Source organism: Vibrio methylphosphonaticus (assembly GCF_023634655.1).
Taxonomy (GTDB): Bacteria; Pseudomonadota; Gammaproteobacteria; order Enterobacterales; family Vibrionaceae; genus Vibrio; species Vibrio methylphosphonaticus.
This window is the reverse complement of record NZ_JAMKMS010000035.1, coordinates 1-24,984: the sequence shown is the minus strand read 5'-3', so window position 1 is coordinate 24,984 and position 24,984 is coordinate 1. Positions and strand designations below refer to the sequence as shown.

Annotated in this window: 17 protein-coding genes and 1 pseudogene; 11 read left to right on the top strand and 7 right to left on the bottom strand. The window is 43.9% G+C overall.

Annotated elements, in window-relative coordinates:
- Together M9196_RS22560 and M9196_RS22555 are read right to left on the bottom strand one after the other, a co-directional pair.
- The coding region (locus M9196_RS22560) for a hypothetical protein (RefSeq protein WP_250619753.1) at nt 1-874 on the bottom strand (874 nt) is incomplete at its 3' end.
- Nucleotides 868-1,698, bottom strand: a complete 831-nt coding sequence (locus tag M9196_RS22555; RefSeq protein ID WP_250619752.1) for a hypothetical protein — start codon at nt 1,696-1,698, stop codon at nt 868-870. The genes M9196_RS22555 and M9196_RS22560, both read right to left, overlap by 7 nt.
- Before the next feature lie 514 nt (nt 1,699-2,212).
- On the opposite strand from M9196_RS22555, the gene M9196_RS22550 reads away from it, so the two are divergent.
- Nucleotides 2,213-4,810, top strand: coding sequence for a hypothetical protein (locus M9196_RS22550; RefSeq protein WP_250619751.1), 2,598 nt, complete (start codon nt 2,213-2,215; stop codon nt 4,808-4,810).
- A 446-nt stretch (nt 4,811-5,256) separates the two neighbouring features.
- On the opposite strand, the gene M9196_RS22545 is transcribed toward M9196_RS22550, so the two are convergent.
- Nucleotides 5,257-6,138, bottom strand: a complete 882-nt coding sequence (locus tag M9196_RS22545; RefSeq protein WP_250619750.1) for a LysR family transcriptional regulator — start codon at nt 6,136-6,138, stop codon at nt 5,257-5,259.
- A gap of 157 nt (nt 6,139-6,295) precedes the next feature.
- On the opposite strand from M9196_RS22545, the gene M9196_RS22540 reads away from it, so the two are divergent.
- The 6 genes and pseudogenes from M9196_RS22540 (at nt 6,296) to M9196_RS22515 (ending at nt 13,711) form a co-directional block, all read left to right on the top strand.
- Nucleotides 6,296-6,697 carry a RidA family protein gene (locus M9196_RS22540; RefSeq protein WP_250619749.1) on the top strand — a complete coding sequence of 134 codons (402 nt, stop codon included), beginning with the start codon at nt 6,296-6,298 and terminating at the stop codon, nt 6,695-6,697.
- Nucleotides 6,698-6,802: 105 nt separating this feature from the next.
- Complete coding sequence (locus M9196_RS22535; RefSeq protein ID WP_250619748.1) at nt 6,803-8,260, top strand: aldehyde dehydrogenase family protein; 1,458 nt, start codon at nt 6,803-6,805, stop codon at nt 8,258-8,260.
- Between the two features lie 93 nt (nt 8,261-8,353).
- Nucleotides 8,354-9,343, top strand: a complete 990-nt coding sequence (locus tag M9196_RS22530) for a membrane dipeptidase (protein WP_250619747.1) — start codon at nt 8,354-8,356, stop codon at nt 9,341-9,343.
- Nucleotides 9,344-9,568: 225 nt separating this feature from the next.
- Nucleotides 9,569-11,086: pseudogene (locus tag M9196_RS22525) on the top strand (BCCT family transporter); the annotation flags it as partial.
- Between the two features lie 160 nt (nt 11,087-11,246).
- Nucleotides 11,247-12,983, top strand: coding sequence for a hypothetical protein (locus M9196_RS22520; RefSeq protein WP_250619745.1), 1,737 nt, complete (start codon nt 11,247-11,249; stop codon nt 12,981-12,983).
- Nucleotides 12,980-13,711 (top strand): DUF3726 domain-containing protein, encoded by a 732-nt coding sequence (locus tag M9196_RS22515; protein WP_250619744.1) that lies wholly within the window; start codon nt 12,980-12,982, stop codon nt 13,709-13,711. The genes M9196_RS22520 and M9196_RS22515 overlap by 4 nt, the downstream gene beginning before the upstream one ends.
- A gap of 146 nt (nt 13,712-13,857) precedes the next feature.
- On the opposite strand, the gene M9196_RS22510 is transcribed toward M9196_RS22515, so the two are convergent.
- A complete protein-coding gene (locus M9196_RS22510; protein WP_250619743.1) occupies nt 13,858-14,013 on the bottom strand; it encodes a CCGSCS motif protein in 156 nt (51 codons plus the stop codon).
- Nucleotides 14,014-14,338: 325 nt separating this feature from the next.
- Nucleotides 14,339-15,781: a PTS transporter subunit EIIC gene (locus M9196_RS22505; RefSeq protein WP_250619742.1), complete on the bottom strand. Its 1,443-nt coding sequence runs from the start codon at nt 15,779-15,781 to the stop codon at nt 14,339-14,341.
- A gap of 264 nt (nt 15,782-16,045) precedes the next feature.
- Here M9196_RS22505 and M9196_RS22500 point away from each other — a divergent pair, with 264 nt between their 5' ends.
- Nucleotides 16,046-17,245 carry an enolase C-terminal domain-like protein gene (locus tag M9196_RS22500; protein WP_250619741.1) on the top strand — a complete coding sequence of 400 codons (1,200 nt, stop codon included), beginning with the start codon at nt 16,046-16,048 and terminating at the stop codon, nt 17,243-17,245.
- Between the two features lie 82 nt (nt 17,246-17,327).
- Here the strand turns inward: M9196_RS22500 and M9196_RS22495 are convergent, their stop codons facing one another.
- Entirely contained in the window at nt 17,328-18,035 is a 708-nt protein-coding gene (locus tag M9196_RS22495; protein WP_250619740.1) for a GntR family transcriptional regulator, read from the bottom strand.
- A 378-nt stretch (nt 18,036-18,413) separates the two neighbouring features.
- Between M9196_RS22495 and M9196_RS22490 the strand changes: the two genes are divergently transcribed.
- Both M9196_RS22490 and M9196_RS22485 read left to right on the top strand, forming a co-directional pair.
- Nucleotides 18,414-19,202, top strand: a complete 789-nt coding sequence (locus tag M9196_RS22490) for a DeoR/GlpR family DNA-binding transcription regulator (protein WP_250619739.1) — start codon at nt 18,414-18,416, stop codon at nt 19,200-19,202.
- Between the two features lie 5 nt (nt 19,203-19,207).
- Complete coding sequence (locus M9196_RS22485; protein WP_250619738.1) at nt 19,208-20,248, top strand: oxidoreductase; 1,041 nt, start codon at nt 19,208-19,210, stop codon at nt 20,246-20,248.
- Between the two features lie 119 nt (nt 20,249-20,367).
- On the opposite strand, the gene M9196_RS22480 is transcribed toward M9196_RS22485, so the two are convergent.
- On the bottom strand, nt 20,368-20,568 hold the full coding sequence (locus M9196_RS22480; RefSeq protein ID WP_250619737.1) for a hypothetical protein: 201 nt from the start codon (nt 20,566-20,568) through the stop codon (nt 20,368-20,370).
- A gap of 1,172 nt (nt 20,569-21,740) precedes the next feature.
- Between M9196_RS22480 and M9196_RS22475 the strand changes: the two genes are divergently transcribed.
- Nucleotides 21,741-24,770, top strand: a complete 3,030-nt coding sequence (locus M9196_RS22475; protein WP_250619736.1) for an EAL domain-containing protein — start codon at nt 21,741-21,743, stop codon at nt 24,768-24,770.
- Nucleotides 24,771-24,984 lie beyond the last annotated feature (214 nt).

Sequence of the window (24,984 nt, the reverse complement as noted above, 5' to 3'; positions counted from 1 at the left end):
TAACAATACGCTGGTCGTCAATCACCACACTCTGAGTCGCCGGCTCAAACTGCAATTCTTGCGAGTGATAAGCGAGCGATTCAGCGGCTTGATGAGCCAAGGATTGACCGCTTTCCTGAGTCTTGGAGATGACGACGGGTTCGTTACTCGCATTAGACGACATCACCCCTGTCGCATCGTTTTGCACCGAGCTACTTGGTTTCTCAGGTATATTTAAGGTCTGTGGGTCATCTTTAGTCAATGCTTGATGTTCATCTGCAGTCAGCGCTTGAGATTCTTTGAAAATTGCGGTTTGCGCTGCTCCACTGCCCGTTTCGAAAAGGAGACGAGTAGTACGGCCTCCCTCCTTATATCCGCGCCAAAGCAATAGGATAAGCAGCGTAACCAAAACAGGGTTGAACAGGATCAATAGCAACAGTTTCGATTGCTCCCAAACAACATCAAGTGACCAGTGAACAGCATAATCACGCTGATCAAACATAAAGTTCACATCAGCCCCCGCGACTTCTGTTTTTAGGTTTAGAGATATCTCTAAAACATTAACGTGCTTGACCACCGCTCCTAACCAATGATGATGAAAAGAAACGCCTTCAATCAGTGCTTTTAGACTCGCTTCACTTTTTAATACCAATGCATGGGCATCAAAACTATTCACTGCGGCTTGCTGAAACAGTATCGGAAGTTGCTGCTGCATCGCATGAGCCAGACTCTTTTCCAATATGATACCCAAAACAAACCAAGATAAAGGCAAAGAGCATACCGCTATGAGTATGCAGTACCATTGAACGACCCCCAGACCACAACCGTAAGAAATGAAACTAATGGGCAGATTGTGCTGCTTGGAGTCAACAAAAAATAAACGTCGATTTAGCATGGTTCACCACCATCAATGGCAGAAGAGGCAAACAGCCCACGCGTCTCTTGGCTAACGAAATAACGCTGAATCACGCATCCAATCGATGACTCAACCGTTGTTGCAAGAAACCAACTGCCTAAAGAAGGCATGGTTTTTAATAATGCTCGTTGTGTCGTTGGCCAGTTTGCTAACCCCGTTTCGATACCTAGCGCTGGGATAAAATCGACTTCCCGATTAGAAAAAGCGCGGATCATTTGTTCACGGTTATCAAACCAACGCAGCTGTTCTGCAGGCAATGCTATCTGCCGCTGTTTCAACGCCAGTAGTGGAATCAAATGTCCAGACTGACTTTTTTTGTCACGCAACAACCCAACGGTTCGTTTGTAGAATAGGCTCTGAGTGACCGAATCTAGCGTCATCTGAGCATACAAATAAATGGGGTATTGAGGATAAGAAAGCAGTTCGTGGTAAAGCGTTGAATAATCCGGAACCAGACCATTAAGCTCTCTATGGCGACTCATTACTAAATCGAATTCTTGCGCTAATAACTCATCGGCAGATAATTGTTCTCGAGGCTTCCATGACACCACAACATCGCGATAATCGCTGGTTTTTAATAGCGTATCACAAAAAATATTGGCAAGAGGTTGCGCATTCCAATCGGTCGGAATGTAGATGGAAAAACGCTTATTTCCTTGTGATTCAGTTACCGTACAATTCACTTGTGAAAAAGTATTGCTTTGTTCTTTCGTTATCTGTGGCACCGCGATGTAAACATACACACTGGTTAACCCTAAGAATAGCGATAATATAATTAACCAACTTTTGATTTTTAATGACATAGAGCTCCCTCACTACATCATAAAAATAGTTCGTCAATATGACAAAGGCATGAATATCTCTCCACATTCAAAGTAGTGTTATTCGTAAACGAGCCCCTACGTCGTAATGATGAAGATATCTTTACGCAAGTTTATATTCATTTTAGAAAGGAGCAACGGCAGTTTACTATTCCACATAGGATAATTAACACTATCTCTCGTAACTATAAAATATAGGAAACATAGACAAATCAACATAATCCTCCAAATTAAATGAAGATTACCACTTCCTTCAAACCGTATTTCCCGCATAGAGATAACATACCAAGACAGCCTCTTAATTAACAACTATTGCCTTTAAAATCAACCGTTAAATTCAAAACCATAGATTCACCATGGAAATTTAAATCACAAGACGCATTATTAGAATGTATCAATCGTCAACCTCCTCTTTTCTGATTATAGTGCCACTGCAAGTCGGCTTATCGAATTCACTTGCGTCACTATTATAATTAATGAAAAACAGGATGTTACAATGACCAAAATCTGGTTGTCTAAAAAAACATTGCTCGCGACAGCAATTTCTACCGTCATATTAAGTGGATGTGGTGGTGATTCTTCAGAAACTTCATCAGTGCCTAACAGTGGTTCATTTACCGTTACGGCGATTGACGGTTATTTACAAAATGCCATTCTCAGTGTGGATACTAATAACGATGGTATTTGTGACCTTATACTAGCGGAGCAAACTGATGCAAATGGTCAATTAAACATTGACAATAAATACCAAGCAAATCAGATTTGTGTTAATGCCATCAAAAATCAAACCATTGATTCATCTCGTGGTCCCGTAACTAAGGCATTTGAGCTAAAAGCTCCACAAGGCTCGACCGTTGTTACTCCTTTAACTAATCTTGTCGTCCAAAAAGTGCAAGCAGGCACACAACTCGATGAAGCGAAGTTGCAAGTTGTCTCAAGCCTCACCGACGCAGGTTTGGTGGTATCGGCTGAAGAGGTCTTTGGTGACTATGTTAAACAAAGTAACAAACACCTCGAAGTCATCGGTGAAACCCTCGTTGATCACGCTCAAGGTGATAATGGGTTAGACATAGCGAAAGAAGTTGCTGATTCCATTAAAGACAAAACTTCCGATGAGCTCACCGACTACCAACCTAGTATCAGTTCGGACGGTCAAGGCAGTATTATTGTCACCCCAAACCATCGACCAAATCAGCTTAAAGAATATTCGAATGTGACCATTGAGCTAGGTCAAATGACTGACTCGATTGATCTCACGGCTTGGTTTAATGATAAAGATGGCGACCAAGTTACCTATAGCATTGAAACTAATGATCAGGGTCCCGCGTTAAGTATCGTTGGGGATGGCAGTACTATAATATCAACTGAGGCTACCGTCGCAGGTACCTTTACATATTATGTATTCGCAACCGATACACATAGTGCAAAATCACGCCCAGTAAAACTAACGCTAACGGTAACGTCTCCCGATCTTCCACCAACGGTAAACGGCCCTGCTCAATCAGAGTTACAGACCATATTTGATACTGCGGAATTAATGCAGGGGATTGAATCCGATGCTAGCTACGCAGTTGATACCCTATTTGATGACGACGGTGAAAGTGAAGTCACCCTTTCCGTAATAACTGATGCGCCAGGTCTCATTGCAACCATTCGACCAGCAGAGAAGATTCTAGTGCTAACCGGGACCCCAAGCAAAGCCGGCGCATATACCATATCTGTTTCTGCAAAAGATGCGGTAAACGCCGACAAAGCAGAGGCCATTTTCAATATATCGGTTGCTGAATCCAATATTGAAGTACCGCACATATTAGAAGGGCAGGTGCTGTACAAGATTGAAACTGATGAGTTTTATAACGAAGTGTATTGCCAATCAATTAAGCTTGAAGACGGTAAAATATGGTTTATTGACGACAACGAAGTCACTCAACCTATCGACCCGTTAAGCGCCTGTGCAGAGCCCACTATTGAAATTGGTCGCTATACCTCCGATGGCGAGACGATTTCAGGCTCGTATATCAATGATGAAGGCGTAGAATCAACTATTAGCATTAAGACCGATTTAGTTGACGAACAATCAGAAAATAATACATTGTCACCTCGTTATGTGGTCAGCATTAACGATGTATCTACCTCAACCTCTGAACAATCGAGTGATATCTGGTATTCCGAAAAACTAGACGCTGAGAATCACTTAGACTCTAGTGGTAATGTTCAAGATTTTGTTTATTACTACCCTATGAATAACGGTGGGTACAATATTGGAAAAATTGGTATAGAACTACAATCTAGCGATGCTGACTTATATTTCGAGAGTGGTTCAGTCAACTGGACATGTAATGACGTACTAAGTAACTTCAAAACATTTGCCCTCTACGATGGTAATAAACAACTGGTCGCCCAATCAACGGAGTGTTACGACAATAACTCCACACCATACCCAACAGAAAAAGCGGGCGATGTGGGTATCGATTTCGATTTCGACACCACACTAAATAAGGATGAACGCTACACTATTGCGGCAATCCATTCAGACAATAATACGATCATTAGCTTCGGTGCTTCCGTGCTGTACACTGACCATTCCCTCAGCGCATGCTCAGCGGGTGATAGCGGTTGGAATGACAACCTGGATCAGCCTGAATCCCTTCACACTATTGGGAGCTACATCAACGCTCTCGAAAATTGTGGTCAAAGTGCAAATAGCTTAAGTATTGCCGATTTATTCTCAGAGCAAAACCGTACCGTGAAACTGCGTCGTATTGATAAAAACGCTAACGAAACGGAGTACATGCAACTTTATCAAGAAGCGTATCAAGGTAACAATATGTATCTAGCGTTAGATGATGCGACCATTCGTACAAACTGGTCGCACAATACTTCTTACGGAACTCTAGAGTATGGCGTTACAGAAGGCGTATTTGAGTTTCATGAAGCATTAGCGATTACCGCCTACGACCCACTTACTGGTCTAGTCGCTCTCAAAGGGTTCACGAAAATGACTGATTGGGATGACCTTGGCTTGGGCACGAAAGGAGAGGGTTACGGCCACGTATTCTCAGGCGTTTATGAAGTAGTATTTAATAGCCATTAAGTTGAGTTTGACTAACCCAACGATCATTACTTAGATGATTATTCACGGCAGTAGAGTGCTCTTATTACTCCCTACTGCCGTATATTTTTATCTTACTCGCAATTTGGCGGGAAACCCTCATCATTCCACCACACCCATTTTATTTCGTGTAACGAAACATGAAGACCTGCGACCGCTCACGAACGGCAATCAACGAATCTCCACCATTTACAGCAACAAGTATTGGCAAAGCCGCTCTTCCAGTCGTAAAAAGCTCACAAACAGTACAAAGAGGATCCCTAGCATTACCACTAGTATATAATGTAATTTAACGTTGAAAAACGAAATAGACATTCGATATAGTAACCGCACCATCTCTATTCCTCCTGCTGAATACTGGCATATCACAACACTTTATCAGTGATATATGACAAAGCAATGGTAATCCCAGCAACCTACCCCTTCTCTCACTCTCGATAGTATAAATACTCCACACACAGGTCATAAAAAGCCTGCGCTTGAGGCGAAATGGTTCGCTCCGCTAAACGAAATATGCCAATTTGACGTTTCAATGGGGGGTCAATAAGTGGAATCCAAACCAATCGTGTTTCGTTGGTTGGGAAAGCTAGTTTGGGTAATGTGGTCACGCCAATCCCCAGCTCTAATACCGAAAATAACGAGGTGATATTCTCAACAGAATACAAAGCTTGCTCACTCAAGGCGCGGGCCGGTGTTGCATCCAACAATGTGCACGTTCCATTGCGAATAAATGGCTGCTTCAATAACGTTTGCCACTCAATGCCATTGGGTTGCGATGCGATGGGGTTATCCTTTAAACAAACAACGCCTATTTGATCCGATATCAAGGGGGTAAAATCAATCGTTTCCTGCTCCAAGTTGGAGCTATTCCCTAGCGCCAAATCTACTTCCCCTGAAAGCAATCGAGCCTCAACCCCAGCGGCATTGTCATCGATTAGACTCACTTCTACCTGCGGGTACCTCTCACAAAATGCGCCTAATACGCTGGGGATTAACTTCGCGGCAACCGATGGGACACTGGCTATTCTCACCCGGCCTTGTTGTCCAGCCGCCGCCGCACGGAGATCATTATCTAGCGCTTTATACACATTTAAGAATTTATGTACTTTTGGCAAACATATTTCACCAAAGGGCGTGAGTGTCGATTTGTTCCCCGATTCAAACAAAGGCTGCCTTAAAATTCTTTCCAGTTCTTTTATCGATGTTGATAGGGCTGCCTGTGAACGATTAGCTCGGTGAGAAGCCGCTCGAAATCCCCCTTCTTCGACCACCATCACAAAATGATTCAATTGCTGAAGCTTAATCTGCATGTGCTCTATCCCTTGCCAGCCCTTTATTTACCTTACTTAACGCAAGGTGATAAGTTTTTATTATCAAATGTAAAATATTTACCGTTAGATTTATCATATATCAGAAGGCAATATTTAACCATCTCGAAACATTACCGTTACATGATTGGATATAAACGTGGACATTCAAACAAAAAAACACCCAGTTAAGACTCAACTTTTCGCCTCAAAAGCACCGCTTGAATGGGCTATTATCAATAATGGTACGCTTTATACCGCTCAAATTCCGATTGATACGACGGGCGCCGTCGTTGAAGGGGGGATTGAAGCTCAAACTCGTCAAACCTTTACCAACCTCGCCCATACATTAGAGTGCGCAGGGGAATCACTCGATTCCGTACTGCAGGTCTTGATTTACGTAACAGACCGAGAATATTTAAAAACCGTCAATGCAGTTTACGCCGAACATTTCAATGCTCCCTATCCTAACCGAGCCGCCGTTGTCGTGGCTGGATTAGCGCGCGAAGAAATGTTGGTTGAATTCGTTGTTTATGCGGCCGTATCAGAATTACCGACATAAGCATGTCGCTGACTGACGGCTAGCCCTGTTAATTATTGAATTACTTTTACCCTTTACCGACGTTGCCAGACTCACATGCAACCACATCATGACAAGGACACCATCATGACTATCGCTACCCTTCCTACTGAAAATGCTCTTTATATTGCTGGAGAATGGCAATCTGGAATCAATACCATTGCCAACATCAACCCTTCGGATATCAGTGAAAGCTTGGGGCAATTTGCTCAAGCCAGCGAAGCGCAAGTTAAACAGGCCATTTCTGCCGCTAAGCACGCTCAGCCAGAATGGGAGAAAACCCCTATAGAACGCAAGCAAGCGGTATTGCAAGCCATTGGTGATGAACTCATTGCCCGCTGCGATGAACTCGGTACGCTGCTTTCTAAAGAAGAAGGCAAACCGTTTATGGAAGGTCGCGGGGAGATTTATCGCGCAGGTCAATTCTTCCAATATTTTGCAGCAGAAGTGCTAAGACAAATCGGTGACAGTGCCGACTCCGTTCGCCCTGGCGTCTCGGTTGAAGTGACTCGCGAAGCTGTGGGTGTCATTGCGATCATCTCACCTTGGAACTTCCCAACTGCGACAGCCGCATGGAAAATCGCCCCAGCGCTGGCATTCGGGAACAGTGTTATTTGGAAACCCGCTAACCTCACGCCAGCCAGTGCCGTGGCGTTAACCGAAATTATTCATCGCCAAGGTATTCCCGCAGGGACGTTCAACCTTGTCCTTGGCAGTGGCAGCAAGGTAGGTAACACCTTAATTAACTCTCCCGACATCAATGGCGTCAGCTTTACTGGTTCCGTTGAAACGGGTCGTAAGGTTGCGGCGGCGACAGCCCCTAATTTTGTTCGTTGCCAATTAGAAATGGGCAGCAAAAACGCCTTAGTCATCGCCGACGACGCCGATATCCAAATTGCCGTCGAAGCAACCATCGCGGGTTCGTTTTCTGGAGCAGGGCAAAAGTGTACCGCGTCCTCACGCCTTGTTGTGATGGACGGTATTCACGATGCTTACGTCGAAGCACTCATTAAGCGAATGAGCGAACTTAAGGTCGGTCACGCACTTGAAGAAGGAGTGTTCATGGGACCGGTTGTCGATGGCAATCAACTGGACGCCAATTTCGCATGGATAGAGAAAGCTCGTGAATGTGGCGCAGAGCTCGCTTTTGGTGGCGAAAGGCTCAACCTTGAGCATGATGGACACTACATGTCACCCACTCTCTTTCTCAACACGCAGAATCGCTGGGATGTAAACCAAGAGGAAGTGTTTGCGCCAATGGCCTGCGTAATTCGTGTTGCTGATCTTGATGAAGCCATTGCAACCACAAACGACACGCGTTTTGGACTCACTGGCGGCATCATCACACAGAGCCTACGTAGCAGTGCACTATTCAAACAACAAGCACAAACCGGTTGTGTCATGGTCAACTTGCCAACGGCGGGAACGGACTATCACGTACCGTTCGGGGGACGTAAAGAATCCAGCTTTGGGCCTCGAGAACAAGGTCAATACGCGAAAGAATTCTATACCGTTGTAAAAACCGCATACCAACGCCCTTACTAAGACGCGTGCGTGGAGCTTTGCTATGCAAGATCAAAGCAAAGCTCCCATTTCAATCGAAAACCCGACACAAACCCGTAAGCGCGAGGAATGGCTATGTACCAACAACGGATTGTTATAGATGGATTGCAGTACTGCAATTGGGACCGAGAATATTTTCAAACCCTAAAACACAGTGGTATCACTGCCGTGCACGCCACCATCGTCTATCACGAAAACGCCAGAGAAACACTCACTCGCTTCGCCGAGTGGAACTTGAGGTTTGAGCAAAATGCCGATCTCATTATGCCAGTACACTCAATGGCCGACGTTGAAACAGCGAAAGCTCAAGGTAAAGTCGGTGTCTTCTTTGGCGCGCAAAACTGTTCTCCCATTGAAGATGAAATTGGTCTCATTGAGGTCATGCGTCAGCAAGGGCTGCTGATTATGCAGCTCACCTACAACAATCAAAGTCTATTAGCCACAGGATGCTATGAAAGCCACGACAGCGGTGTCACGCGATTCGGCAAACAAGCCATCGAAGAAATGAACCGAGTTGGCATGATAGTGGATATGTCACACAGCGCCGAGCGTTCAACGCTTGAGGCGATTGACTTATCTTCGCGCCCTATTTGCATCAGCCATGCGAACCCAACCTTTGCATTTGACGCACTGCGTAATAAATCCAACGACGTTATCAAAGCGCTCACGGCTCGAGGTGGGTTAATTGGGTTCAGTTTGTACCCATTTCATTTGCCAAATGGCAGCCAATGCTCCTTGGAAGACTTCTGCAACATGGTGGCAAAAACTGCCGATATGGTAGGAGTTGAGCACTTAGGTATTGGTAGCGATCTGTGCCTAAACCAACCTCAAGAAGTTCTAGAGTGGATGCGCAATGGGCGCTGGTCCAAAGCCATGGATTATGGTGAGGGGTCAGCCAGTAACTCAGGATGGCCCGATGCATTGCCATGGTTTTGTGGAAGCAGTGGCATGGAAAACATTTACAACGGATTAATACGCCATGGATTCAGCGAGTCCGAGGCCGGAAAAGTACTGGGCGAGAACTGGTTTAATTTCTTACAACAAGGATTACAGCCTATTTCGTAAAGCCGTAGCCCAAACATGGAACAGCCTGCTTAACAGCAAAAATAACAAAGCAGGTGTTAACTCAATCCTTTGTCGTGACCACGTTAATTCACGCAAAGAAAACTCTGGAGTCAGAGCATGTCAGATTTAACCAATAAAGTGAAAGCTTCAAGTATCAAAGCTTCAAGAGTGCAGCCAGCCGAAATGGCCTCTGCCGTCTCGGGAGGTAAACAAGCCAGCACTGATAGCGGAAGTACTTATGAAAATCTTGGACTAAGCAACCCTGCCTTTTGGTACAGCGGCGGCTTCATTGGCCTTTTTGTCGCCATCGCCCTATACGATGCCAAGTTACTCTCTAATCTCGTTAACACCGGCTTTGCTTGGTCGGTTAATGTCTTCGGCCCTTATTGGCAACTCTTACTACTTCTGACTTTTCTTATTGGTCTTGGCCTTGCAGCAGGGCGAACAGGCAAAGTCATTCTTGGCGGAGTCAGTAAACCCGAAATGGACACCTTTCGCTGGGTGGCGATTATCTTCTGTACCCTTCTTGCCGGAGGCGGCGTGTTTTGGGCAGCAGCAGAGCCTATCGCCCACTACGTGAGTCCACCACCTTTATATGGTGCGCAAGAAAGTACCTATCAAGGCGCGGTTAACGCCCTGTCTCAGTCATTCATGCATTGGGGATTCCTTGCTTGGGCCATTGTCGGCAGCTTAACGTCAATTGTGGTGATGCACCTACACTACGACAAGGGATTGCCTCTCAAACCACGCATTTTACTCTACCCCGTTCTGGGAGAGCGTGCACTCAAAGGCCATACTGGTGCCCTCATTGACGCCTGCTGCATTGTCGCCGTGGCAGCGGGAACCATTGGTCCAATCGGTTTTCTTGGACTACAAATTAGCTATGCATTAAATGCCCTTTTTGACATTCCTGATGGCTTCACTACTCAGCTTATCATTGTGAGCTTTGCCATTGTGCTCTATACCTTGTCAGCACTCAGCGGATTAAATCGTGGTATGCAAATGCTAAGTCGTTATAACGTGATCTTAGCGGTCGCGCTGATGATTTACATCCTGATTTTTGGACCAACCAATTTTATCGTCAATGGCTATATTCAAGGAGTAGGAAGCATGCTTAATAACTTCCTACCAATGGCGACCTATCGTGGTGATGAAGGCTGGTTAAGTTGGTGGACGGTGTTTTTCTGGGGCTGGTTTCTAGGCTACGGCCCGATGATGGCCATTTTCATCGCTCGTATCTCAAAAGGTCGCAGCATTCGACAATTAGTCTCTATTATCAGTCTCGTTGCGCCTCTGGTTACGTGCTTTTGGTTCACCATTGTCGGTGGCTCTGGCTTGGCTTTTGAAATCGCCGACCCTGGCAGCGTGAGTAAAGCATTTGAAGGCTTTAATCTACCCGGCGCTTTACTGGCGATGACCCAACAACTGCCGTTTCCAATGCTAACGTCCATTCTATTTTTGATTCTCACGACTATCTTCATTGTCACGACGGGTGACTCGATGACTTACACCATTAGCGTGGTCATTAGTGGTGAAACCGAACCCAATGCGATTATTCGAACCTTTTGGGGGGTAATGATGGGGGTAACAGCATTAATCCTAATATCCCTTGGTTCCGGCGGCATCTCCGCGCTGCAATCATTCATTGTTATTACCGCAGTCCCCGTTTCATTAATTTTGCTGCCGTCGCTTTGGAATGCTCCTCAAATCGCGATGAAGCTGGCAAAAGAGCAAGGGCTATAAACGGCAAGGCAGCCAACACGCTGCCGAGATATATGAAGTAAAAAAAAGACACTCGTCAAACAGGTGAACATACACCTGAAGACGGCAGGCATAGCGGAGCGAGTTATCTCGCTCCGACTAGAACATCAACAATACTATAATTAAAATGGTGGTGAGCAACATGGATGCACATCCTACGACTTACACGACTACCCAACCTACACTACGCTCTGCCGACATCGTCATGGCACCGGAAAGATTAGGCGCAATGCATCAAAACCGAATCAGTTTTGTTCGCACGATCATTCGCAAAATGGCCAAACAACAATGGACGGTATCCAAAGCCGACTGGCAACTTTCGCCACAAGGGTTTGGTCACGTGACCTATAAATTATCCACACCAAACCATAGCTACCACTTGGTGGTGTTTTGCGATGAGATCGCCGATGAAGATCGTAATGATCGTGTGATTGCCGAGCGGTGGGACGTCACTTTTGCTTTAATCGATGGCGATGTCAACGTCGCGCTCCTAGAGCAACTTAGAGCGAATGTTCCATTGCAAGAAGCGGGGCGAAACCCCAATAACGTGTTAGTGCTTGCCCGTGCAAACAAAAGCGTACGAGTGTTCGAACACATAGTGCGCTACCTTGCTAAGGGCGAGCAGCCGAACCCGAAAGAGCTGGCAGAGGTGGGTTACATTCTTAGAACCACAGCGGTTTACGGCAATGGTAAGTTTGGTATTGCTGATTTTAAGCGACTGGAAAATAACCCCGATTTTAATCAATCTTTTAGCGCTCAGATGTGCGCGGTCTATCTACTGCGTGAATTTAGCTTAGATTGGGTGAATTACCTCGCGATTCAACAAGGTGGTGAACACGCCACATCTCTGCATCCATCTTTGCAACGCTACCTAGGGGTTGGCAATGCCACCGGTTTGGGGATGGCTCCTTATCTCATTAATCACCCCACAATCGTTGATCAGTGGATGACCACGCGTGAGCACGCACTTGCCATCGTGTTACAGCAGGCAACCGACACCCAGCGGTTGCCTGCGCTTCAGGGACTACTGAATAAAGCGGTGATGCACTTACAGCAAGTGATCACAATTAACGACAGGCAACGTCAGTACAATGCGAACGCCGTGGCTGACCTAGAAAGCTTCAACCCTCAGTTTCCCGCACTGATTAAGAAATGTTCAACATGGGGAGAAGTCACTCACCATAGCAGTGATATGAGTATAGAAGCCCAAGAGATCCTCTTATCATGCTTGATGGAGATCTATCCAGAACTGGTCGATACTTATCAAGAGAAAATGAACAGTGATGAAACCTTGTTTTTGCCAAGTGGCCAAAAAGTCCAAGACCTGCAGACGACAATTGAACGCGCCTACCAATGGGCTATCGATATCGATTTTTCTCTACCAGAGAACCACTATTGGTTTTGGTATCGCTCGCAAGACAAAGAAGAGCCCAGACTTGGCATTCGCGGAGAGGAACTTGGCGAGGACAAAGAACTGCCGCTGGACGTAGCGCGCCAAGTTAACACCCTCTATCACGCATTGCGTCAACACGAGTCCGAGTTGTCACTGGCTGAATTTCTGGTACAGCATCCTCAGCACCGTGCGATTGCAAGGCGTGTTTGGACGCTCGGTCATAAAGAAATGGGCGATATTCAAATGAATGTGTTGCATAAAGACGCGTTGCCAATGCATCTATTACGCTGCAAGCTAGCAGTATTTGGCGCGACCAAATTTGACCCGCGTTCAGACCGTTGGGTTCGCGTCACCTTTTTCCAAGGCGCCCCTTTGCTTGATGAAGTTCACAACAATACCTTCGAGGATAATTGGATTTTCCCGCTACTACCAAGCAGCGAATCATTACAAAGCAACGAGCCGTTATCAGGAGGAAACGCATCATGATTGTCTCTCATAATGAATTAGTCGCTGCGGTTAATAAGGCATTTCTTGGTATGCGTCGCTCATGCGGAGAAGCTGACGTCATTGCCAACATGGTTGCCGATCTACAAATGGTTGGACTGCATGGGGTGCGTCATTTCAATAACGCCAGCCGTTATATTAGCCATGACCAAGATTGCCCGGCAGATATTACGCTCACCCAGCCACAACTCATCAGCGTTGATCTTCACCGCTGCAGCTTAGCTTGCCACCTTCCGGTGATAATGGACTACGCCATTGAAAAAATGGTGGGTTCAAAGTCAATGGCCATCGAACTGAACCATTGTCATAATCGCTGGCTGGCCTACAGTGAATTAGTCAAACTGGCGGCAAAAGGCATCGCCTGTATGGCAAAGTGGACCAATGGTAGCAGTCCTAAACACACCATGTACATCCTAAATCGTGGCTGTGTGGCGCCCGAATTGTTCTTGTCCGATGCGCTAAACATTCAAGACACCAACAACCATAGCATGATCATAGAGCTGTCCATTCAAGACTTTGACGTGAAGGAACTTTCGCAAGACTACAGCGTTCATATCGATTCAAATGAACTGTCGCAAGCGCAACAAAATGCTTGGCATAATGGCATTAGCATTGACGATCAAGAGTGGATACAACTTAAACAAACGGCAACCGCGATACTGGTGGAAAACAGTGAGCAGTCGGTGAAAGGCGCAGGAGAGGTGGCTTAGGTATAGGTATGTTTAGCTTAATTATGTTTGGTTTAGCTTGGCTTATCTGTGACATAAATTGATAGCGCTCGTGGTACTTATAAATTGCGTTCCAAAGCGCTATCAAATCAATCTTATCTAACTAGAAAACCCCATTTCTTATTGGGTTACGAGCAAGAACCGCAGCAACCCGTTGGGGTATCATGCTTACTTTTCCCCTCGTTACTTTTCTGCTCAGCGACCTTATCAGTTGAGCTAGGCTTTTTTTCTTGAGTCGCTTGGGCTTCTTTCTTTTGAAAGATCTTCTTAATCGATAATGTCATCTCTGAATCCAAATTTGTTGGCTAAATAGTCAACACACAATACCAGAGTAAAACAGTCAACTATTGATCTCGCACATCTTTTATGTGCTTAACGTTAACCAATTTTCACGTACACCCACTACACCCATCAGATTGCTGATATAAAACAACCCATTGCGACTCAAGTAAATAATAAATAGCGAATGGCATAAATAAAAAAGCCCGCTCTTAAAAGAACGGGCTTAGTATCAATTCGAATCAATACTATCAGTGTATTAATACTCTCAAGCTAAGGCATTGATGTTCTCGAACTAGGCTATTACTAACGGTCAGTTACTATTGCCGGTTACTTGTCGTCTAACTTAACAAACATCGACGTTAGGACAAACGAGAGAGTAAACACACCACAAACACCCAGTACCGCTTGAATAAAGTTTTGTGTACCACCTGATAAATACGCTGGCAAACTGAATACTGAGGACAAGATATAGCTGGTAAGGTGTGTATCAATTGTCACAGAAATAGCACCAAATATGCCGGCTGCTAAGCTCGCTGTCAGCATCGCTTTAGTGTACTTAGTCAACACACCAAATAGTGCAGGCTCGGTAATCCCAAGAATCGCGGTAATACCAGAACTCACTGTAATTGATGACTCTTCCTTAGATACTGTCTTACGTTGCTTGTGCCAAATCGCCATGGTCGCCCCAGCAATCGCCAGATTGCCCAAACACATGATTGGCATTAGCAAATCTTTATTATACAGCGCAAAGTTGTTCAAACTGATCGGCGTCATGCTGTGATGAATACCAAACACAATCGTAATTGGGCGAGTAATACCAAATACAAAACCGGTCAACGTTGGTGAAATCTCCAATAGTGAACCCACTACCCACCCCGCGCCATTACTTAACCAAATACCTAAAGGTCCGACAGCAGATAGAGTAATTGTCGACGTAATCGCAAACGCAAACAACGGAGTAAACACCGGTTTAGCCACAGATGGAATCAGTCTATCGACTAATGGCGTCACTTTAGATAGCAACCAAACGGCAAGAATAGCAGGGACGATCGCACCGCCATAATTGAGCAGCTCAACAGGGATAACACCCATAACTTTTAGTTCGGCCAACTCCCCAATACCATTTAACGCCGCAGCCTTGTCTGCTAATTTTGGTGACAGCATCGCTGCTGCGACTGCCAATGCAATGTATTCGTTTACTCGAAACATCTTCGCAGCGGAAAACGACACCAACATAGGTAAGAAAAAGAACACCGCGACAGAGATTGAACGGAAAAAGAACACGGTATCTGAGTCTTCGGAAATGACATTCGTTGCAATCAAACCCGATAGCAGACCCATCAACATACCGGCACCTGCAATTGCTGGAACGACGGGGCCAAAAATACCCGCTACGATGCGCATCGCACCTTGGAACAATTTACCTTTACTCGCTGTTTCAATCGCTTCAATTGAATCGTCGTCAGATTCTGCATTGGCAGGAAGTGATTTAAACCACTGCTCTACTTCAACGCCAACAATGACTTGAGTCTGTCCTTCCTGAAAAACCACGCCTTTTATGCCATGAATACTCTTTATCACTTCACCATCGGCAAGCGATTCATTTTTCAATTTGAATCGCAGACGCGTCATACAATGGGTCGACTCTGCAATATTGTTAATGCCCCCGAGAGCATCAACCAACAGGCCTATTTTTTCTTTTATATTCATATTTTTAGATGAGGCTATCTTTGCTGGATCCAATGCATCCATAGGTTCATTCGCTTGCATATATCGTCCGAATTCTTATTTTATGATGAATTTGTCTGTTTGTATAATACGGAGACGGCCTATAAATCCAACTCGAAAAAATGAGAAAGCAATCACACTTCAACATCGAATCTTGTGGTTTTTATGATATTTACAGAATTGGTCTGTTTTTCATTAACTATTCCCACTAATAATGAACCAATAAAAAATAGGCCATTTTTTACTTGATCAAACCTGTTTTTAGCGGTTAGATAATAGCAGTTAATTTATATAGGCAGCATCATTGTGAAAGAAACCATTATATCTGGTATTGAATGTATTATTACCAAACCAGACAGGCATAATTTAGTCACTGTCATTGTGGAAACGAATGCTGGTGTCACAGGCTATGGCTGCGCAACGTTCCAACAGCGCCCACTCGCTGTTAAAACAATGGTAGATGAATACCTAAAGCCTCTTCTTATTGGTAAAAACGCCAATAATATAGAAGATTTGTGGCAAATGATGATGGTTAATGCTTATTGGCGTAATGGCCCAGTTATTAACAATGCGATTTCAGGCGTTGACATGGCACTTTGGGATATTAAATCAAAACTTGCTAACATGCCTTTACACCAATTATTTGGTGGTAAATCTCGTGATGCTATTCCTGTATATACTCATGCCACAAGTGATTCAATGGAAGGTATTTATAAACTCGTTGATGGATTCCTTGAACAAGGCTACAAACATATTCGCTGCCAACTTGGTTTCTATGGTGGTGTACCAGAAAATATTCATACTACCAATAGCCCAACATCAGGTTCCTATTACGACCAAGATCAGTACATGGATAACACGCTCACCATGTTTAAATCACTTCGTGAAAAATATGGTAATGAGTTTCATATTCTCCATGATGTACATGAGCGTTTATTCCCCAATCAAGCGATTCAGTTTGCTAAAGATGTTGAACAGTACAAGCCGTTCTTCATTGAGGATATCTTGCCACCAAGTCAAACTGAGTGGCTGGATAATATAAGAAGCCAGACCTCGGTATCTCTTGGGCTGGGTGAGTTATTTAATAATCCAGAGGAATGGAAATCCCTCATTATTAATCGTCGTATCGATTTTATCCGCTGCCACGTTTCACAAATTGGTGGCATCACACCTGCACTGAAATTGGGGTACTTCTGTCAACACTTTGGTGTGCGTATCGCATGGCACTGCCCGCCTGATATGACGCCGATTGGTGCCGCAGTAAATACTCACTTAAATGTTCACTTGCATAACGCTGCCATCCAAGAACACGTTGAATACAAAGAAAATACCCATGCGGTGTTCCAAAATGCACAAGAACCCCAAAATGGCTATCTCTATGCCTCAGAGATCCCAGGCATTGGTGTTGAGATGAACCGCCAAGCTGCGGCTGACTACCCAGTAGAATACCGTCCACATGAGTGGACACAAAGCCGTTTACCTGATGGCAGTATTCATACGCCTTAACTAACACCCAATTTATGAGCAAGCCCTCTATTTATCAACAAAACAGGGGGCTTGTATATAAATATAATAGCCGTTTTTTCGGCTATTTTTCATCTCGATACTGAATATTCTTACTATTAAATGGTGCGTGATACGTACATTGATAGTTTATATCAATAATATCACTGATAATAAAAACCTCACCATTAGAAAGAAATCCGCGATTAGTAATATTCATAGCCGCAGCACCACGCTTACAACCAAGTAATTGCGCTTCTTCTTTAGACGTGTTCACTGCACGGTAGGTTGTGAGATACTGTTCAATATCTAGACCTATATCGAGTGCATGTTTTTGCAAAGAGCTTTCTATAATCGCATCATTCATTTTTGGAAAAAGCTTTACTGGCATTCTCGCTTCTTCTATTTGAATAACTTTCCCATCAATAAGTCTTAAGCGCTTTACATTCCATATATAATCATCATCGTCCAAAATAAACACTCGTTTTTCATTTGAATCCATCACTCTTTTATTCAACGTCAGCTTACTGTACGACATTCTCCTAAAACTATTTTCAGTAATAGAGTTATACACAAGAGGATTATTATTAATGTCACCATTAATAAATATACCCGACCCAGACTTCACGGTAACAATACCAATAGATTCTAATTTCTCTAATGCTTTTCTTATAGTGAACCTAGACACCTCATAACTTTCCGCAAGTTCTCTTTCTGAAGGCAATTTCATCGTAATAACATTCTGACAAATCTTACTGATAACGTCTTGAACGATAAACTCATATTTTTTCATCGGATTAAGAAAACCTAGTAATTAAAGGGTCTAAAAGAGTGTGAGGACAACATTGCACGTAAATTATCGACTCGCTATGCCAGCGTATTTCGGTGAGATACTTTACCTAACCTCATAATTTTAGGTGACTATTCTCTTGAGATCCATCTTTATTAATAAGTTCTTCCCACTCCTATCGCGCCTGAAAACATCGCTAGCGAAGAGGCGACCTCTATCATTAACCCCCCCCCACTAACCGACAAAAAACGGCGCGATGGCTAAACTAAAGCGTGCATCATCACTTAAAAATACTTACAATCATACAAAATCACTTAAGTGCACATGATGACTTAACAAGATAACCCATCTTACTGCCTGAGCATGAGCCTACAAATAACTATGACCCAAGATGAACGATTACTAGCAATGCAAACCTTGCTCAATCAAAAAGGAAAAATCACACTTAATGATCTCTGCGAGCAATTTTCGATTTCCCGGGATTCCGCGCGACGTGACCTAGTCAAGCTTGCTCAACAACCCGGTATACAACGCATTCGTGGTGGTGCGATAATTTCTCCGGTCACTCCCCATGCAACAGCCTATCAGCAAAAAACTATCAGTCAGGCAAAAATGGACATCGGCCAACTCGCCGCCAGCCTAGTTGAAGCGAATGACTATATACTGCTTGATACGGGAACGACGTTATCTGCAATGGCAACGTACCTGCGCGCCCCGCTTACTGTCGTAACCAATTCGGTCGACTGTTTATCAACACTCACTCGTAACGCGGACTCAATACACAATGCAGAGCAAAAGATTGGGGTTCATATTTTGGGTGGGGAGTTCAACGCGTTTCATCGTGCCATTCTTGGCAGTAATGCGATTAAGCAATTAGAAAGCTACCGAATTAACAAAGCATTCATTGGTGTTTGTGCCTTATCAGAGCAAGGGGTTTCCACCAGCAGCGAGGCCGAAGCCTCGATGAAACAAGCCATGATCGCACAAGCAGAGACCACGATTTTAGTCTGTGATAGCAGTAAGTTTGGTCAGCAGAATTTTTTCCAGGTCTGCAACTTTGAGCACGTGGATGTGATCATTTCCGATCAAGCGCCACCCGCCAACATTGCCAATCTGCTTGCCAAGCACGACATTGACATCATTCTTACTTCCCCTTCGACGAAGAGTTAAACACTATGGATTTCGCCCCAATAAAAACCGCCGTCATTGGTTACGGATTTTCAGCAAAAACCTTCCACCTTCCATTTATCAGCAGTATGGCTGAATTTGAGTTGTGTGCGATTAGCAGCAGCCAAGCAGAGTCTGTGAAAAATGACTGGCCTGCCGTGGATCATTATCAAACGGCCGATGATTTGTTAAACCACAGCGATGCTGAGTTAGTGATCATCACTGCACCCAATGACGTGCATTTCTCCCTTGCAAAAACGGCGTTAGAGAATAATAAGCACGTCATCATAGAAAAGCCGTTCGTCACTCAGGTAGAAGATGGTGAAACCCTTGTTGCCTTAGCTAACAAACAACAACGTGTACTGAGCGTTTACCATAACCGCCGTTGGGATGGTGATTTTCTTACTGTCAAAAAGCTGATTGAAGAAGGTAATGTCGGCGACGTTAAACACTTCGAATCTCACTTCGACCGTTTTCGCCCTGAGGTACGTCAACGCTGGCGTGAACAAACCACAAACGGTGGCGGTATTCTTTTCGACTTAGGTTCACATCTGATTGATCAATGTTTGGATCTTTTTGGTTTACCCGATGCGATTACTGCCCAATGCCTGATGCTACGTGAAGGGTCGTCAAATGTAGACTATTTCAATGTCACATTACACTACCCTAACCACATCGCACTGTTGCACGGCGACCTATTTAGCGCAGCGCCAAACCAACGCTTTAGCCTCAAAGGCACACAAGGAAGTTATGAAAAAATGGGGCTGGATCCTCAAGAAGCTAGATTAATTGCCGGCGTTTCACCTACCGAGCCTAACTGGACAAAAGAAGCACCAGAACATTATGGAAACCTGTATCGCGCAGAAGCCATCAATCCGGTGACCACTGAACCGGGTAATTACCAACACTATTTTGAAAAAATGGCCGAAGCGATCCGCAAAAATTCTCGTCCCCCCGTTGAAGCGAGCGACGCAATTTGGACCATAAAGCTCATTGAATTGGCCATGGAAAGTAGCCGACAGGGTAAGACCTTAGTCATTGAAAAATAAAAGAGATCGAAAAAACGATACCAACAATACCAACACACACGGCTTCTTAGTGTGAATAAAACATTAAGAAGCCGCGCTCTTGAAAGGTATCAGCTTAAGAGTCACCTAAGCGTTGTACGTTAAGAATAAACAATATCACTCTCGATATAGTCTTCATCACTAAACCAAGTGACGATCCCGACATAACCATTTTCATTCAGTTTAGAATCAATTTGCGCAGCGATTCGTGCCGTCATTTTGATCCAACCATCTTCATTTTCTAACCCTTCTACCAATTCACCCACGATAGCTTGCGCTGCCGCATCCAATTGCAAACTCATATAATGCATTCTTAGTTACCCATTGATGACACCATTCACCCTAGTTACAGTACGATGAAAAGTATCTTGCTTATCGACGTTACGACGGCTGAGCGCGCATTATGGGGGGAAAAGCGAAAAACGGTTAGTCAATTTACTCACTTAACCGCACACGTCGTCATCACTTAATGACAATAATCACCGTCACCTTCTCAAAAACTCGCCGATCCACCTTAAAAACAATCATACTCGGAACTGCCATTGGCTGCTGATAGCCATATCATGCTGTACTAACGCATGCGGTACATGGCTCTTTATACAAAACAAAAACACTGAACTTCAACATCACATCACATCACATCACAGAAATTGTTGAACATATTTTCGCTGATGGCACCGATGAAACCCTGTTTTTTGAAGATTCGGAGGTACGCATGGCACTATCTCAAGCCAATGTATCTAACAACCTCTTGGCACAAACCACGGTGCTTACTCAGGTAGCCAAGTTTAAATTCTAAGTGTTCTCTTCAAGCCATTGTTTTTAAAATTGAATAAAATTTTATGTTTAAGAAGAAATCTCGTACGGGTGATGATTAACACCAAACGTGCGCAAGGTATCAATTTGGTTGCCGTTGTTGCGAAAAGTGTGCCCGAGCGATGACCGAATATCATTATCTATTACTCAAAGCTTAGTCTAGATTGGTTAGGAGCCTTGGATTACGTTCACATTAAATATAGTAATATTGTGACGCTTGTCGATATATGCGCATCTATACACAGTTATATTAATTTCCGTTAAGGCATTGATAGCGTTAGTTATAATTGATTTACACTCTCCATTCAATACATTGGAGAATGTACTGAGTGGAGGTAGTAACGATGGCATCGTTACTCGCGCCCATTTAATGATGATAGCCGTGTTTACCGAGCATTTATGGAAGTTGAAAAATTCAGATCGCTCATCAATCAATTTGTCTCATGACAACAGTAAAAAACACAGTTATAAAATGACGTTCTAATCCGTTTAGCTACTTTTTGTAGCGGTACGACTCGTCACTATCGCCTCTTTCATCACCGAATAACCGGTTAACATCAGGCAGAGCAGTACTCACTAGCATTGTAGTAATAACGACTAAAACCGTATCTTTACAACATATTTAATTTTTACCTGTTCGTTCAATTCAATGATTAAAATGAATAAAAATAATATTGTTAAACGTCCGACTATTGGCATTATCTTGCCAATGTTAAGTGGATTTTATATGGGGGAGATTAACGCGACGCTGCGCCAAATGGCTAAGCAACATGGTGTTAATCTGGTTTTCATTCGCAGCGGTCATCGTCGAGACTTTGATCTACAAGTCGCACTCGATCATTTAGATGCATTAATAATTGTGCTCCATTCTGCAGCGGATCACTTAGTTAAAGCCGCTCTGAGCAAGGATATTCCAGTCCTGTCTCTAGGCGCAAGCTACGCTCCTTTGGAAGTAGAGCAATTTATCAGTGTTCAAAGTGATGGCGTTTGCTCGCTATATCGCTGGCTGCGGGAGCAAGGCCATCAAGATATTGGGTTTTGCGGCAATCTCTCCGTCAATGACGTTCGTTCTCGTTTTAAAGCATTTCAACAAGCCATTGTTCACCATGATGGTGTTTTCAATCCCAATAATTTTTTTAGTGTCAGTAACTGCTCTTTAGCAGGAGGCCGAGAAGCTGCTGTCGAGTTTATCAAACGTAAATCTACGTGTACGGCCGTTATTTGCTCGACCGACTACAATGCCATTGGCATGATCGAACAACTTAAGCATCTAAACGTTTCCGTACCCAATGATGTGGCTATAGTTGGCATTGATAACGTGTTTTTCGGCCTGCAAATTGAACCACCACTCACCACTATCGACCAACAGCTCGAGCGGCTAACACGTTGCGCTTTTGAACGTGCGGTTAAACGTATTCACGGCGAATCATTCTCGAGTCAAATTCAGCTAATCCCACAAAAATTGATCATTAGGCGGTCTTGTGGTTCCTCTACGTCAAAATATGAATCTCATAAGTCCATTCGTCATGCATTACTCGACGTTGGGGGCCGCTCACCCACTGAGGTTTTCGAGAACTTCTACTCGCAAGCACAGAACGGTTTTCATTCTATCCTGGATGCGCAAAGTCTCTACGGAACCAAACTTGATTGGGCTTGCCTTGCTCACTGTAATTTCGAAAAGTACAACATCGAAAAATGGGTTGAGCAAGGTATGACAAAACCTATCGACTATAATGAATATCAGTCAAACTGCGATATAAACGGTTACCCACCACTTAAGAGCTGCGATCATTTTGCGGCGACAATCATACCCATTGCCACAGGTAAGAAAAGCAGTTGGCAGCTCCTTACTGTAATAGATTCCCTGTCGGAACAACAAAATATCGGTACTCAATCTCTTTTCAATAATTACCTCGATATGCTCGCACTCTCTATTGAGCGAGACTTACTCGTTGACACCAGTAACCTCAGACAAAAAAATTCACAGCAACTACTTCAACAATTGGAAGTGGTTTCCAATAGTTCCAACGATGGGATCTGGGACTGGGATCTAATCAGTAACAAGTTGCGATGGAATACTCGTCTCCTCAAAATGCTTGATCACGAAAACATCGAGCATAAACACATAAGCGATTGTGACCAATTATTCCGATTCATCCACCCCGATGACATAAGTGAACTAGAAGCAAGCATCCATGTACATTTAGTGAGCGACACCCCCTTCAAAACGAGTTTTCGCATTCAAAAACGCGATCGAAGCTACATTTGGGTACAAGCAAGTGGCTCTGCTGTGCGTAACGCGCAAGGCGTTGCGATACGCTTTATTGGTTCAATAACGGATATCACAGAGCAACGTAAAAACTCAGAAAAAATCCATCATATGGCTTATTTTGACGCACTCACTGGCCTTGCGAACCGTAGAAAAATAATTGAAAAGATCAGCGAACATATAAACCATTATCCTGACAGACCTGGGGCAGTCATGATGATGGATCTCAATCGTTTCAAAATAGTCAATGACTCCTTTGGTCACCATATTGGAGATGCGCTACTGTGTCATATTTCTAGGGAAATACAGAGTGTGCTAGATGAGTCACAGGTAATCGCTCGTCTTGGTGGTGATGAATTTTTGTTTTTCTGCGATGCAAGTGATGTAGCGCAGGTGAATCACCTCGCAAGTAAAATTTTAAAAGCGGTCGAAAAACCAATGATTCATGAAGAGGTCGAATTGATCAGCCAAGGAAGTTTAGGTATATCGTTCTACCCATTCAATGGTGGTACTCCCGAAGAATTGATCAAAAATGCGGATATTGCTATGTATCGAGCTAAACAGCAGGGCATTCGAAAAATAATGCATTACCACGATTCGATGGACTCCTCTACACCAAGCTCAATAAAGCTTGAAAATCACTTAAAACGAGCAATCGATAATCATGATCTCCAAGTATTCTATCAACCCCAAGTGTGCCAAAAAACGCACCGAGTGGTTGCAGTAGAAGCCTTAGCCCGTTGGACAGATGAAACATTAGGGAGCGTACCACCCGTTCAATTTATTAAAATTGCAGAAGACGGCGGCTTCATCCATCAACTTGGAAACAATATACTAAGTAAAATTTGTCATGATGTACGCGCTTCTCAATGGTTGCGCTCTATGACACAGATATCCGTCAATGTCAGTGCTAAGCAATTGATCCAAAGGAACTTCGCAGATGAGTTTATTCAAACCATTCTTAGTTATGACCTAGCGTTATCACAGTTTTGCATTGAGATTACGGAAACGGCAGCTATTAGCGATTATGACGCCTGTGTTCATTCTTTAAAAATACTAAGAAAGGAAGGAATAAACGTTTCGTTAGACGATTTTGGGACGGGCTTTTCTTCTTTATCGCTACTAAAGAAACTGCCGTTAGATGAAGTGAAAATTGACCGTTCGTTTATTGCTGATATCACTAAAGATCAATCAAGCCTAGACTTTGTTTCAACCATGGTTTCAATGATAAAAAGTTTAGGATATCGTGTTGTTGCAGAGGGTGTGGAGACGGCAAGCCATGCTACGAGTATAAGCAAGTTTGGGGTCGACCTACTTCAAGGTTACTACTTCAGTAGGCCTCTACCACTTGAACAATTCAATAATGGCATCCATGAGACAGAAAACCTAGAGGATGTAAGTCGTGCCAAATCGGACTAGTACCTAGAATTGGACGCCTCAAACACTCTTATTGCACGCTAACCAAACCGTAGCGCTTTAATCTAACAGTAGCGCTTTAATCGAACAATAGCGTATTAATCGAACAATAGCGCTTTAATCAAAAATATTGCCCAAATTTGCAAGGCAACGTATTCCAGTTTTATCAATAACTCCATGTCGTACTCCCTCTTCCTTGGGGTACGTTAGTTATATC

Excerpts from the sequence above, each read along its gene's own strand:
- M9196_RS22555 (WP_250619752.1), bottom strand. The coding sequence starts at position 1,698 with ATGTCATTAAAAATCAAAAGTTGGTTAATTATATTATCGCTATTCTTA.
- M9196_RS22550 (WP_250619751.1), top strand. The coding sequence starts at position 2,213 with ATGACCAAAATCTGGTTGTCTAAAAAAACATTGCTCGCGACAGCAATT.
- M9196_RS22545 (WP_250619750.1), bottom strand. The coding sequence starts at position 6,138 with ATGCAGATTAAGCTTCAGCAATTGAATCATTTTGTGATGGTGGTCGAA.
- M9196_RS22535 (WP_250619748.1), top strand. The coding sequence starts at position 6,803 with ATGACTATCGCTACCCTTCCTACTGAAAATGCTCTTTATATTGCTGGA.
- M9196_RS22530 (WP_250619747.1), top strand. The coding sequence starts at position 8,354 with ATGTACCAACAACGGATTGTTATAGATGGATTGCAGTACTGCAATTGG.
- M9196_RS22520 (WP_250619745.1), top strand. The coding sequence starts at position 11,247 with ATGGATGCACATCCTACGACTTACACGACTACCCAACCTACACTACGC.
- M9196_RS22515 (WP_250619744.1), top strand. The coding sequence starts at position 12,980 with ATGATTGTCTCTCATAATGAATTAGTCGCTGCGGTTAATAAGGCATTT.
- M9196_RS22510 (WP_250619743.1), bottom strand. The coding sequence starts at position 14,013 with ATGACATTATCGATTAAGAAGATCTTTCAAAAGAAAGAAGCCCAAGCG.
- M9196_RS22505 (WP_250619742.1), bottom strand. The coding sequence starts at position 15,781 with ATGCAAGCGAATGAACCTATGGATGCATTGGATCCAGCAAAGATAGCC.
- M9196_RS22495 (WP_250619740.1), bottom strand. The coding sequence starts at position 18,035 with ATGAAAAAATATGAGTTTATCGTTCAAGACGTTATCAGTAAGATTTGT.
- M9196_RS22490 (WP_250619739.1), top strand. The coding sequence starts at position 18,414 with ATGACCCAAGATGAACGATTACTAGCAATGCAAACCTTGCTCAATCAA.
- M9196_RS22485 (WP_250619738.1), top strand. The coding sequence starts at position 19,208 with ATGGATTTCGCCCCAATAAAAACCGCCGTCATTGGTTACGGATTTTCA.
- M9196_RS22480 (WP_250619737.1), bottom strand. The coding sequence starts at position 20,568 with ATGAGTTTGCAATTGGATGCGGCAGCGCAAGCTATCGTGGGTGAATTG.
- M9196_RS22475 (WP_250619736.1), top strand. The coding sequence starts at position 21,741 with ATGAATAAAAATAATATTGTTAAACGTCCGACTATTGGCATTATCTTG.